The organism is Luteibacter sp. P1_D3 (assembly GCF_056406135.1).
In genome coordinates, this window is the sequence record NZ_JBFUAT010000005.1 from 1 (window position 1) to 12,820 (window position 12,820).

Sequence of the window (12,820 nt, forward strand, 5' to 3'; positions counted from 1 at the left end):
GGTGATGACGTCGTACCAGGTGCCGGCACCCATGTTTCGGTTGGTCGCCAGCAGGCGAAGCAACTGACCCACATGCCCGTGGAACGTATAACGCACGACCTGTCCGGGCTTTTCAATGACCGTATGCACTGTGGAGTTGGGTTCGAATGCACCACCGTCCACATACTTTGTGAGCCAGAACTTTGTATCCATCGTTTGCGTCCGCGTGTCGTACGGCGCGAGCGTCGCCGTATACGAGCCGGCGGGTCGATAGATAATTTGACCCTGACAGTCCCCATAACCCGAGTAGCCGCAGGCGTACGAACCGGCAGACTCTCCCGAAGGGCCGTTGAAATTCATATACAGCGCGCCGTTTGCAGGCAGGGTAGTCAGGTCCGACGTACCCACACCAAAGGCGCCGGCGTCCGGAACATCGAACGCGATACGTTTCTGATGAAAGGGCAACGTGGTAACCAGATGAATGGGCGAGTCTTCGGCTTTCACCGTCGCGTCCACTTGCGCTGCGACAAAGCACGTCCATGCCTGGGAAGCGCTCAGGACAAGCGTAAACGTGCCAGAAGCGGCGGCCCTCGGCAGCAAGAGTGTCGGTGACGTACTCACTAGCGTGCCACTGACCGTACTGCTTCCGTCGGGCGCAAACAGCTTGTAGCTCAGCCCCGCGGAAGGCAGGCCTGTACAACGGGAAGTGTCCAGGTCAAGCGAGATATAGCTACCAAGCGTGCCTGCGAAGCTCAGTGCATAACCACGTCCCGCAAGCGAGCTATAGGATCGAAACTGAGCATCGAGCGGTATCGATGTACCACCTAAGAGACCGGACAGGTCGCTGCCGGCGGGAAGTACGACGAAGTTGCTTGCCGATTGGCCGCGCTTTGCACCAACCGCGACAGCGACAGGCCCCGTCACCGCCGAGGCCGGAACCTTGGCGGTAAGAAGGTCGGCGCGGGCGCTATCCACCACTGCCGCAACGCCGCCAAACGATAGTTGATTGTTGGCTGCGACCGGATCAAATCCCTGTCCCTGGATGGATACCGTTGTTCCAATCGCTCCGTATGCTGGCGCGAAACCGGTGACAGCGACGCCATCGACGACTGGCCCCTGGGCAATCAGTCGACCATCCGCGTCATAGGTGTAATGGACCTCCTGCGCGTTGACGGCAGGAGCCAGGAAAGAGATGAGGACAACCGCTCTGAACCGAGCCCAAAACCAAGCTGACATTCCCTTGCCCCTGAGTGAAACGTTGGCGCTCCCGCCCGCCTGGGACGAAGCCCAACGTACGTGCAAGCGTATCCCCCGGGCACCGCGCCAAAGCGTGCCTAGGAAAATATTGCGATGTCCGCAATCTTTTTTTTGCTACTCGCGTCACATAATTGCGAACCGTGCACGACGGAAGCATTCCGACCCTTGAGGCAGCCATCGACCGGGAGGTCTAATATCGAAGCCTCGACACTGGGTACGCGACCGGGCTAACCGTCCAAGAACGGAAGGACCTGCGTTCTTTCCTGGAGACGCTCTAGCCGACCGGCTCGTGCATTCGAACACCAAGCAGGCAGGTAGCTACCCACCCTCTCAGTTACGACTCATGCGAAGCAGTTGCAACCGTCCACCTTGACGTTCGAACTCAACATGAAAGTACTGGTCATCCGTCGAACCTTTACAGTGCACGTTTAGCTGAAAGGCTTCATAGTCGCCGGAGAATCGATACGAAAAGCCGCTCAACTGAGGGCTTACGTCACTGTCCGCAGGTATTGGATATTGTTTATTTGCGAGAACAAGCGACCTTGCCTCGTACCAGCTATCCGAATCCTTAAAAAATTCAAACGCTGTAATCCACGCCGAGACTGCGATAAGGAGGATTGCAGCGCATAGGACAATCAATCGCTTCGTATCGAGGGATCTAGCCACGCGTATAACCTATAACCAAATGTAATTCCGCCACCGCAAGATCGTCGAGCTCCGGATGATCCACGTAGAGAAGGTCCATCAGCTCAGTCTGTATGGTACCGATGGATAGACCAATACCTCTCTTGATCTTTTGATAGTCCGGATTCGGACAGGTCGCCTCCACGTCACGAAGCAGGGTGGACAACTCCACGATCGCTTTAAGCGAGGCTTGGTGAATCTGTTCGGCTACCGCCTTATCAATCATGAGCCGTCTCCGCTTCGTTCCTCGATGCTTTGTGAGTCGCCGGCACCGAGGCTTGTGCAGGACGAGGGATGACTTTCATTCTGAACCAGGCCCGCGTATCTGACGCGATCTACACGTTGCGCTCGCTGTTGCTGCATGAGGTTCCACAGGGTACGAGGATCCATGGCAAGGCGAAGCCGGTCCGTCCAGCCAAGCGGCGGATCCGTAAGCATCGCGATCTGTCGCTGCATTTTCAGATCGACCCGAAGATTCTCCATCGCCTTCGACGGGTCCTCCTCCAGGCAGCGGAGCAGCCTTCGCTCGGCGATGAGCCGGGCCACATCGTTGGCATATTGCCGATCGAGATGGTCCGAAAGCATCTCGCTGTAGCCGGACAAGAATCCGAACCAGCCGCAAGCCAGGCACGCCAGGAGAAACGTCAAGACGACGAGCGGCTTTCTCATAGATCATCCTTTGCGGAATCGACTCGGCCAGCTGGAATCCCCACCCTCACGACGTCCATACTATTGCCACGTCAACTCCCAGGTTGCTTAGCCCTTCAAGATGGGCTCGCGTGAATCTCGGTCCGCCATCGAAGGCGTATTGGGTATGCTCGCAGACCAACGCCCACGGTTTGCCTGACGCCGCGCTGCGCAGACGATCCTCCTCGAGCCGACCGATAACCCGCTCCATGCCTGCCGCGAAGTCCGTGTCTTCTTCGATGGGGGACAAACTGGCGACTCGCGCAAGATAGCTTCCACCCGGCCCCCGTGCCTTGTCTATCCAGAAACGATACCGGTGAATGGGAAGCCCGTCGCCCTCTTCGTCGTCCCCGATCGCGGACACGCCATCCTCGTCCGTTCCCACCTCGTCCGACGAAGGATGGTAGTTATCGAAGCAAGCGGGCGCACCGATGGCGCCCAGTTTTTCGAGCAGGTCGTGCGATAGATAGATCAACGATGAGCGCGCCCGATGGAAGCATCCAATCCACCAGTAGGCGTCTTCGTTTTCGACGTAGTTCTTGAGGGTTTCTCGAACGGGAAAGAGGCCCTTGACGGAGAAGCCTAACGCCTCCTCGATCGACGACCAGATCCGATAGGTCCCTTCACCGCCGTCACCCATCGGGTACTGCCAGCGGCGCAGATTGATCGCAGACCTCCGTTGCGTCGCCCGTCGGTTGACGTAGACATGCTCGCCTTGCAGGTTCAACGCCGCATCCATCGCCGCGAGATCCAACGCACTACCGTCAATTCTCAACACACACGTGTACTCTGCATCTGGCAGGTGCTCGTCATCGAACGAAGTGCCGGCACCAGGGTCGCGTGGCAGCTCGGTAGTCCCTAACTTGTTTGCAACGGACTTGTTGTCAGCGCCTTGAGGTCCTTTAGGCACGGTCTATCCCGTCGAAGTCATCGGGATTCGCAATCCAACCGACGACGCTGCGTCGGGCTACGACCCTGTCGCCGGCCTTCGACGCAGAGCATTACCTACTCGACGTCAGATTACGGCGCGAGCGCATACCGTCGTTTGATGCCTTCCCGTTTTCGCTCCCCGCCGTGAAGGAACTCGGCACCCTGAAGCTCCATCCCAGGGTCATGTTCATCGTCGGCGAAAATGGCAGTGGGAAATCCACCCTACTGGAGGCGATCGCCACCGCCTCCCGGGCGAGGCTAGAAGAGACCGAGATGCCGCGTCTGTAGGGGAATGCCTACAAACGCATAAAATGGGACCTCGATCGCCATCTGAGCAGGACAGCGAGAGACTGCCATATCATCCGGAACCAGCTCGGCCGCTTTTCACCCAGGACCCCATGGCTTCCACGTCCACCGCCTCAAGCGACCAAACACTCCGCTACCGACCAGATATCGACGGCATGCGCGCGATCGCCGTGCTGGGCGTGGTCCTCTACCACGCAGGCATCGGCCCAGCCGGCGGTTTCGTGGGCGTCGACGTCTTCTTCGTCATTTCCGGCTTTCTCATCACGTCACTGCTGGAGATCGAGCTCGGGGCAACCGGGCGCATCGACATTGCGGCGTTCTACGCGCGTCGCGCCCGCCGGCTACTGCCCGCTCTGGCCATCGTGCTGACCGCTACGGTCGCGGCAAGCTTTTTCGTTCTGTCGTACGGCGACCTCAAAGCAGCACTTCAGTCCGCGGCCGCATCCGTCGTGTTCGGTGCAAACATCTTCTTTCAGTTCACCACAGGAGATTACTTCGGGCCGGATGTCAGCCGCCTGCCTCTGTTGCATCTATGGTCGCTGGGAGTCGAAGAGCAGTACTACCTTGTGTGGCCGATTGCACTATGGCTCTCACGCAGGTTACCCCTCAGCGGGCGACGCGCCGTCTTCTTGATCGGTGCACTCGCGTCGATCGCCTTCGCGGAATGGGCGCTCTACCAAGGCAGTCAGGCGGCTTTCTATGCCATGCCGTCACGCTGGTGGGAATTGTCGCTTGGGGCCCTTATCGCCTGGGCTCCCGCTCCCGGCCCGCGCGCGCGCCGCTGGGAAAGCTGGGCGGGTCTCGCCCTCATCGGTGTGGCCATGGCGGCCCCGACCCATCACTTTCCCGGAATCGGCGCCCTGCCCGCAGCGCTTGGGGCAGGACTGCTACTGCACGCATCCACGAGCGCGGGGGGCATATGGCGACTGTTGTCATCCCGCCCCATGGTGCTGATTGGGCGTATTTCGTATCCCCTCTACCTGTGGCACTGGCCCCTGCTAGCCCTCGCTTCTGCGACATGGCCCGGGCGGCTCGACGCGTCGGTGCGAGGCGCGCTCTTACTAACCGCGATGGCGCTTGCCGCCGCGACCTGGCGCTGGCTCGAACGGCCAATCCAGCGCATACCTGTGGCGGCCCCGCGACGACTTGTCGGAGCCACCCTGGTAGCCAGCATGGCGATGGCGATTCTTGCGACGCAACTGGCGAACATGACGGCAGCCTCGCCTCCGCCACACGATCCTGGCGTGGCCGCCGAGCAGGATGCACCGACCAACTTCCGTCTTTGCAATAACCGGATGACGATGCCTGCCGCCCTCCCGGACGAAGCGGTGTGCGTGCTCGGAGGGACGGCACCGCCACGCGTTGCCATCTGGGGCGACTCCCATGCGATGGCCTTTCAACCTTTCGCCATTGCAATCGCGCATCGCGCAGGGAAAACCGCCATCGCCTACTCGCGCGATGCGTGCACACCCAGCGTCGACTCAGATAGCGGACAAGCACCCTTGTTCATTTCACGCTGCAAGGATTTCGACGAACTGGCGCTGCGTCGCGCGGAGATGATGGACACCGTGATCCTGTCCGCGCGTTGGCCGGGCAATCCCACGGCCAATTTCACGGCTTCCTTCACTGCGATGGTCGGTGAGCTTTCAGGCCATGTGAGCCACGTCATCATCATCGGGCCTACGCCGGACTTGCCCGCTTCCGTGCCAGACTGCCTGCGAAAGGCCTCGCCGCACGCATGCGAAGTAACTCGGGATGCCTTTGTCACGAAGTCCGCAGCGATCCGCCAGCTCCTTTCTTCGTTCCCTGCACGACATGCCAACGTCGCCTATGTCGAGCCACTCGATTTCTTCTGCGACCAGACCGTCTGCCCTGGGGTACGCGACGGCATGCCATTGTACTGGGACGACAATCACATCTCCTGGACGGCAGCGGCCGCTTTCGCCGAGCAATTCCTGGCTGATCAGCCGAAGCGGGAACGACTGCACACCCCCTAAAAAAACGGCGACCCGAAGGTCGCCATTTTTTCCTTATCTTACTTGGTCGTAGGAGCCGTCCACTCCTTCAACCACGCATTGACCTCTTCATGCCATTGCACGCTGTTCTGCGGCTTGAGCACCCAATGGTTTTCATCCGGGAAATGCAGCAGCTTGCTCGGAATGCCACGACGCTGCAGCGCGGTGAACGCGCCCAGGCCTTGCGTTTCCGGAATGCGGAAGTCCTTGCCGCTGTGGATGACGAGCATCGGCACGCGCCAGTCCTTCACGTGGTTGATCGGGTTGAAGCGCTCGTAGTTTTCCGGGTGATCGTACTGCGTGCCACCGTTCTCCTTCTCTTCGAACCAGAGCTCTTCGGTGTCGTAGTACATGGCGCGCGCGTCGAAGACACCGTCGTGGTCGACGAGGCACTTCCACGGCTGGTTCCACACGCCGGCGATCCAATAGACCATGTAGCCGCCGTAGCTCGCGCCGAGGGCGCAGGCACGGTCGCCGTCGAGGAAGCTGTACTTCGACAGCGCGGCGCTCCAGCCGGCCTTGAGGTCTTCGAGCGGCTTGCCACCCCAGTCACCCGAGATGGCGTCGGTGAACTTCTGGCCGTAACCCGTCGACCCGTGGAAATTCACCGTGACCACGGCGAAGCCCTGCCCCGCGTAAGTCTGGGCGTTCCAGCGATAGCTCCAGCTATTGGTCATCGCACCCTGCGGACCGCCGTGGATGACGAAGGCGACCGGATAGGTCTTGCCCTTCTTGAAGCCCACCGGCTTGACCACGTAGCCCTGCACGGTGTCGCCGTTCGCACCCTTGAAGGTGTAGAACTCGAAGTCACCCGTCTGCGCACTCTTGATGCGCTTGGCGTTGAAATGCGAAACCTGCTTGAGGCCTTTGCCCTTGACGTCCGCCGTGTAGAGATCGGCCGGATGCTTCAGGTCGTCGCGGGTGAGCAGCACCTTGTTGCCGCCGATCGAGAAGCCACTGACGGAACCGTCTGTGACCAGCGTGGTGGCCTTGCCCGTCGCCACGTCGATCGCGAACAGCGGATGCTGGCCGTTGTCGTCGGTGGTGGTGTAAAGGGTCTTGCCATCAGCCGACACCGTGAGCGTCCCGGCGGAGCGGTCCCATGAGGGATCGACTTCGTGCTTCGAGCCCGAGGCGATGTCGAGAGCCCAGATGCCGAAACGATCGGCTTCCGAGCCCGGATCCTTCATGGCCGTATAGAAGAGGGTCTTGCCGTCCGGGGACACGACCGGGTTCGCATCCCAGGCCAGGTTGTCGGCCGTGAGATTTGTCGGAGCGGCCGAGCCATCGGCAGGCACGCTATAGACGTCGAAGTTGGTCGACCAGGGCTCGGTCTTGCCGGCAATGCGTGCATCGAAGTACACGGTCTTGCCGTCCGGCGAGAAGGTGAACTCGTCTTCGCCGCCAAAAGGCTTGCTCGGCACGTCGCCATCGATGCCCTTGCTCAGCAGTGCTGGCTGCGAAGCATTGCTGGCGTCGGCGATGTAGAGCTGGTTGCGTCGGCCGTCGGCCCACGTATCCCAGTGCCGGACAAAAAGCTTGTCGTAGACAGTACCAGTCGACTTGTCCTTCTCGCGGCCGTCCAGACGCTCCTTGGTGCAGGCCAGGTCGGCGCAGTCGGTAAACACTTCATAGCTAAGCAGCAGCTTCGAGCCATCCAGCGAGAGCTTGAACGAGCCGACATCGAGCGGTGCCGACGTCACGGCGTCGCCGGTTCGGATCGTCAAGGCCAGGCCCTTGGCGTTATCGGCATCGAAGGCGCGATGCCAGACCTGCGCAATGCCGTCCTTCGGCGCGCTGTAGAAGATGGACTTGCCATCCGGGGCCCAGCGCGGCGACGAGCCCTTCTCCACCACCTTCATCGGCTGTGGCGGCTTGTTGAGGTCCATCACATAGATCGAGGTGTTGCCCTTGTTCGCGGCGTAGTCCGTGGCGCGCACGGTAAAGAGTGCATAGCGGCCATCCGGCGACAGCTGCGGATCCCCGACACGGTCCATCATGACCAGGTCGCGGATAGAGAAAGGATGCGCGGCGGCGCTGTCGGCGTCAGCGGCCAGGACAGGGCCGGACGCCAGCGCGAGGGCCAGCGCGGCGAGAAGTGGTTTCATGCTTGGGGGTTCCCTTGGTCGTTCGGAGACACCGGCGACGGTAAGGTCCCAGCCCCCGATGCGCAAGCACGTGTGCGCCCCGTCTCACTTTCCGCCATCGGCCGGGCGCCCGCTTACCCATGGTACGAAACCTGCTAGAGGGTCTCGACCACGATGGAGCCAACCCATGTCACCCGATCATCGCCGCGGCTTCACCCTTATCGAACTGATGATCGTCGTCGCCATCATTGCGATCCTGGCTGCCATCGCTATCCCCTCTTACAGGAACTATGTGATCCGCGCCCAGGCGTCCGAGGGCATGGCCGTGTCTGCCGCTGCGCAAACGGCCGTTGCCGAATTTCGCAATGCGAAAGGGGCATTTCCTGCCACGAACGAGTCGGCAGGACTGCCGACCGCGGCGTCCATCTCGGGCCGCTACGTATCATCCGTCGCACTGGTGGCCAACGGGGTGATTCAGGTCAATTACGCCAAACCCTCCTCCAATCCCGCGATCGCACAATCCAAGCTCGTCCTTTCCGCTATCGATAACGGCGGCAGCGTTGGCTGGTCCTGCAAAGGGAACGTCGATCCGCAGTTCGCACCCCGTGGATGTGGCCAGGGTTGATCGGCGCGCGTCTTCCCTTCCTTTCGCGTATTGTCACGCGCTTCTACCGCCAGAAGCGGTGATGACCTTGCCACGAAAGGAGTTGAGATAGTGCACTCAGTTGCATGGACACGCAGGCAGATCATCGCCCTGGCGGCGATCGCTGCGCTCGCGCTTCTCGTCCGCCTCTACTACGTCCATAACGCCGTTGTCGTTGATCCACTCCGTGGCGACGCGGTGCAATACGTGGTCTACGCGATCAACCTGCTCGATCACCATGTGTTTTCGATGCAGACCGAAGGCGTATTGCTGCCCGATGGATTCCGCGACCCGGGATACCCGACCTTTCTCGCGATACTGATGAGTGTTGCAGGACGGCAGCAAGGCTTTTACCTGTTGACACTGGATGTTCAGAGCGTGCTTTCTGCGGCTACCGTTGCGATGTACTTCGTGCTCGCCCGGCGTTGGCTCGGCATGGCCGCTGCCTTCGTGGTCGGCCTCGGCATGACGTTCTGGCCACATGCCATCACCCTGACCGGTTATGTCCTCAGTGAAACCCTCGTTGGGTTTCTGTTCGTTCTCGGACTCGTTCTACTGCAGGTGGGGTACGATCGACGCTCTCGCTGGATCGGCGCCGCAGCGGGACTTTTCTTCGCGGCAGCGGCGTTGACGAACGCGACACTCTTACCCGTACTCCCGCTATTCGCCCTTGTTGCGCTATGGCGAGATCGGGATCGTCGGCCGATGTGGTCGATGGTCCTGCTGGCCGCACTGATACCCGCAACAGCGTGGTCCGTCAGAGGTGCCAGCCTTCCATCCACTCGAAGCGATCGCGCCAGCGACCGCATTGCGATGAACTTCGTCCAGGGCTCCTGGCCCGAATACCACACGGCGTGGTCCTCCGTTGTCGTCAAACGGGACGAGACGCCCCGGGCCGTCCTGAATGCCATCGACGCCGACGTCAATCGGTTGCAGCAAAATCGTGCCCAGGGCCTGTCCAGCATTTTCGGTCGCTTTTCAAGTGAGCCGCTGCGCTACACGCTCTGGTACCTGAGCAAGCCCGTGGAGCTGTGGGGATGGGAGATCGGCATCGGCAACGGCGGGATCTATGTGTTCCCGACGCTGCAATCGCCGCTTTCAGGACAGGGGCCTCTTCGCATCACCACCGACCTTTTCATCATCGCCAACCCGCTACTGATGTCGCTGGCACTCGTCGGTCTGATCGTCGTACTTGCAACGGCACGTGCGCGTCCCAAGCCGCTCGTACTTGCCGCATTCGCCGTCGCGTTCCTGACGATGGTGTTCACCGTACTCCAAGCGGATGCCCGGTATGCCGTGCCTTATCGCGGGATCGAATGGATCCTCGCCGCAGCGGGATGGATGTGGCTTGTCGGTCGCTATGAGCGTGTACGAGCCCGGCTCAGGACGACCCCAACGGGCGTCGTCGCAAATGATTGATTTCGGCATATGACTGGACGCTTTGCGTCACATAGTGACCTCCGTGGTCACATCCATGCTTCGCTGCAATCCCATGAATCTTCGAATTTTTCCTGTTGATGTCATAGCGTGACCCGATGCACAATCCCGGCACCGGCAGATATGAGGCAATATGCCGGTCGCGGAAGCCATGGCATAGACCATGCAGGCTTTGCGGCGAGCTTCCTGGTCGTTCCTGACCAAAGTAAGTGAGGGGTGCCTGCGTTCCCGCCCAGCGGGGCCGGGGACTAGGGCTCAGGGGGCGTCACTTTTTTCGGTTAGTCAATTCAACGAGGAACATTCATGAAGAACGTCCAGAAGGGCTTCACCCTGATCGAACTGATGATCGTGGTTGCGATCATCGCGATCCTGGCTGCCATCGCTATCCCGCAGTACCAGAACTACCTGATCAAGACCCAGGTGTCGGAAGGCGTGAACCTGGCTGACGGCGCCAAGACCGCTGTTGCCGAGTACTTCCAGAACTACGGTCGTTACCCGACGAACAACCTCTCGGCTGGCCTGTCGCCCGCTGCTTCGGTCACGGGCAAGTACGTAAGCCAGCTGGTTCAAGCTGGCGGCGTGATCACGGTCACGTTCAATTCGACGAACGCGAACAAGAACATCCAGACCCTCCACTTCGACCTCTCGCCGAGCAACAGCGGCGGCTCGATCTCCTGGAACTGCCGTTCGGACGCCGGCGGCGCCTCGAAGACGACCGTGCCGGACGTCTACCTGCCGACCGTTTGCCGCAAGTAAGCCTGAGGGCTTGAAAGAAGGGGCCGCTTGCGGCCCCTTTTTTTTGTCTATCGCATGATTTCGACGCCGCGTGATCTCCTGTTGCTTCCCGTCCTGCTGGTCGTCGCGGCGGTACTCGTGTACCTGCCCGGCTTGCATGGGCCGTTTCTTTTCGACGACTGGGCAACGCTGCCGCAACTCGGTGCGAACGGACCCATCCACGACGCCTCCAGCTTTATCCGCTACGTCACCTCGGGCACATCCGATCCCACCGGGCGTCCGTTGGCACTCGTCAGCTTCCTGATGAATGCCCACGACTGGCCCGCCGATCCGCTGCCGTTCAAGATCACCAATCTGGCGATCCATCTCGCCAACGCGCTCTTGCTTGGCACACTGCTCAGCCATTTGGGTCGCCACCTCAATCTGAGCCCGGCACGACGTACGCAGGCGGCGTGGTTTGCCGCCACTCTTTGGGCGCTCCATCCTTTTCTCGTCTCGACCGTGCTCTACGTGGTGCAGCGCGAGGCGATGCTGGTCGCCACCTTTTCGCTCGCTGCGCTGATCCTCTGGCTGAAGGGTCGCGATGCCCTCGGCGATGCGGATCGGCGCGCGGCTTTCAGGCTCTTTGCGTCCGCCGTGGCGACGGCAGGCCTGGCCCTGCTGTGCAAGGCGAACGCCGTGGTCATCCCCTTGTTGGCACTGGCGATCGAGGTCACGCTGCCGCCACTGCCGGAAGCTGCGCGTCGGGACTACCGACGGGTCGCACGCGTGGCGATCCTGTTTCCCAGCGCACTTCTGCTCGTCGCACTGGCGTGGCTGGCCTTAGCCGCCCTGGGACAGCCTGCGCTACCGGATCGCGGGTGGACCGTGAGCCAGCGCCTGCTCACCGAGCCCTCGATTCTCCTCGACTATGCCGCAAGGCTGTGGCTGGTTCTCCCGGCGGGCGGGGCGTTTTTTCACGACCAGATGACGGCCGCAACGTCCGTACTGGATCTGCGGCGCGTCGTTCTGCCGCTGGCCGCGTGCGTCATGCTGGTTGGCCTGGCGATCGTGTGGCGCAGGCGATTCCCGGCCGCCGCGGTCGCGGTGCTCTTCTTCTTTGCGGGACATGCGCTTGAGTCGACCTCGGTGCCCCTAGAACTTTATTTCGAACATCGCAATTACCTCCCTTCCGCGCTGTTGTTCTGGCCGCTGGCACTATTGATCGTCGATGCACCGTTCCCGTGGCTGCGCCGCGGCCTCCCTACCCTATTGCTCGTGGGGGTTGCCTGCCTCACTTACACTCAGGCGGCATTGTGGGGCGACCAGGTGGCGCAGGCTGAGGTCTGGGCTCGCCTGCAGCCCGATTCACCACGTGCGCAATCGAACGCCGCGGGTGTGGAATTGGCCACCGGACGAATAGGTGAAGCGCTTCAAAGGATCGACACCGCGCGACACCGCTTCGACGGAGAGCCCCAGGTCGCGATCAACCTTCTCGATATTCACTGCGTCCTTGGGCGTGTCAGCGCCGACGATCTCAGCTACACCACACGGGCGTTTGCCACAGCCAGGCGCGATCCGGGCGCCCTTGTGACGCACTGGTTTGAAGAGCGCATCGGCAAGCTGTCCCGGCCGGGCTGTCGTGGCCTCGACGCGACAGCCTTGCATGCCTTGTTGAGCGCACTTCAAAGCAATCCGCGCGTTGCAGCGCTACCGGGAAGACGCCAGGATGTCGCTCACCTGTCTGGCGTGATCGCCCTGTCCGAGGGGCACGCTGACGCCGCCGCGGGACTATTTGCGACGGCCCTTGCGGAGGAACCCACGCCCAAGGTCGCGCTGAACGAAGCCGCCCTGCTCGGGCGGGCAGGCCGTCCCGATCTGGGACTGCGCCATCTCGCGCTTTTCGAAACGTTACCTGCCGCCGCTGGCCCATCGCTACGCGATCCCATGGCCTGGATCCATGCCCGGGTCCTGGAACGCCAACGTTACTGGCCTGACGAACTGGATCACCTGCGCGAGGTCCTGACGGCCGCAGAGCAGCGCCGATCCGCGACGACGACCTGATGACGGAGGCTGTCGCA

11 protein-coding genes are annotated in these 12,820 nt (G+C 61.3%); 6 read left to right on the top strand and 5 right to left on the bottom strand.

All coding sequences use genetic code 11. The features are described 5' to 3' along the window. From AC1DYM_RS05110 to AC1DYM_RS05125, 4 genes are all read right to left on the bottom strand, one after another. Window positions 1-1,215 (bottom strand): IPT/TIG domain-containing protein (locus tag AC1DYM_RS05110; RefSeq protein ID WP_477336581.1); only part of this gene is annotated, 1,215 nt, incomplete at its 3' end. Between the two features lie 679 nt (window positions 1,216-1,894). Then, window positions 1,895-2,146: a hypothetical protein gene (locus tag AC1DYM_RS05115; protein ID WP_477336583.1), complete on the bottom strand. Its 252-nt coding sequence runs from the start codon at window positions 2,144-2,146 to the stop codon at window positions 1,895-1,897. After that, entirely contained in the window at window positions 2,143-2,589 is a 447-nt protein-coding gene (locus tag AC1DYM_RS05120) for a hypothetical protein (RefSeq protein WP_477336585.1), read from the bottom strand. The genes AC1DYM_RS05115 and AC1DYM_RS05120 overlap by 4 nt, the downstream gene beginning before the upstream one ends. A gap of 46 nt (window positions 2,590-2,635) precedes the next feature. Further along, window positions 2,636-3,517, bottom strand: a complete 882-nt coding sequence (locus tag AC1DYM_RS05125) for a hypothetical protein (RefSeq protein ID WP_477336587.1) — start codon at window positions 3,515-3,517, stop codon at window positions 2,636-2,638. 164 nt (window positions 3,518-3,681) lie between these two features. Between AC1DYM_RS05125 and AC1DYM_RS05130 the strand changes: the two genes are divergently transcribed. Together AC1DYM_RS05130 and AC1DYM_RS05135 are read left to right on the top strand one after the other, a co-directional pair. Then, window positions 3,682-3,825: an AAA family ATPase gene (locus AC1DYM_RS05130; protein WP_477336589.1), complete on the top strand. Its 144-nt coding sequence runs from the start codon at window positions 3,682-3,684 to the stop codon at window positions 3,823-3,825. Window positions 3,826-3,935: 110 nt separating this feature from the next. Further along, window positions 3,936-5,840 (top strand): acyltransferase family protein, encoded by a 1,905-nt coding sequence (locus tag AC1DYM_RS05135; RefSeq protein ID WP_477336591.1) that lies wholly within the window; start codon window positions 3,936-3,938, stop codon window positions 5,838-5,840. Window positions 5,841-5,878: 38 nt separating this feature from the next. Here the strand turns inward: AC1DYM_RS05135 and AC1DYM_RS05140 are convergent, their stop codons facing one another. Then, window positions 5,879-7,966, bottom strand: coding sequence for a S9 family peptidase (locus AC1DYM_RS05140; RefSeq protein ID WP_477336593.1), 2,088 nt, complete (start codon window positions 7,964-7,966; stop codon window positions 5,879-5,881). Window positions 7,967-8,132: 166 nt separating this feature from the next. Between AC1DYM_RS05140 and AC1DYM_RS05145 the strand changes: the two genes are divergently transcribed. The 4 genes from AC1DYM_RS05145 to AC1DYM_RS05160 all read left to right on the top strand — a co-directional run bounded on the left by AC1DYM_RS05145 (window position 8,133) and on the right by AC1DYM_RS05160 (window position 12,803). Next, window positions 8,133-8,570 carry a pilin gene (locus AC1DYM_RS05145; protein WP_477336596.1) on the top strand — a complete coding sequence of 146 codons (438 nt, stop codon included), beginning with the start codon at window positions 8,133-8,135 and terminating at the stop codon, window positions 8,568-8,570. Window positions 8,571-8,795: 225 nt separating this feature from the next. Beyond that, a complete protein-coding gene (locus tag AC1DYM_RS05150; RefSeq protein WP_477336598.1) occupies window positions 8,796-10,007 on the top strand; it encodes a hypothetical protein in 1,212 nt (403 codons plus the stop codon). 321 nt (window positions 10,008-10,328) lie between these two features. Continuing rightward, entirely contained in the window at window positions 10,329-10,781 is a 453-nt protein-coding gene (locus AC1DYM_RS05155) for a pilin (protein ID WP_477336600.1), read from the top strand. 27 nt (window positions 10,782-10,808) lie between these two features. Beyond that, window positions 10,809-12,803, top strand: coding sequence for a tetratricopeptide repeat protein (locus tag AC1DYM_RS05160; RefSeq protein ID WP_477336602.1), 1,995 nt, complete (start codon window positions 10,809-10,811; stop codon window positions 12,801-12,803). Window positions 12,804-12,820 lie beyond the last annotated feature (17 nt).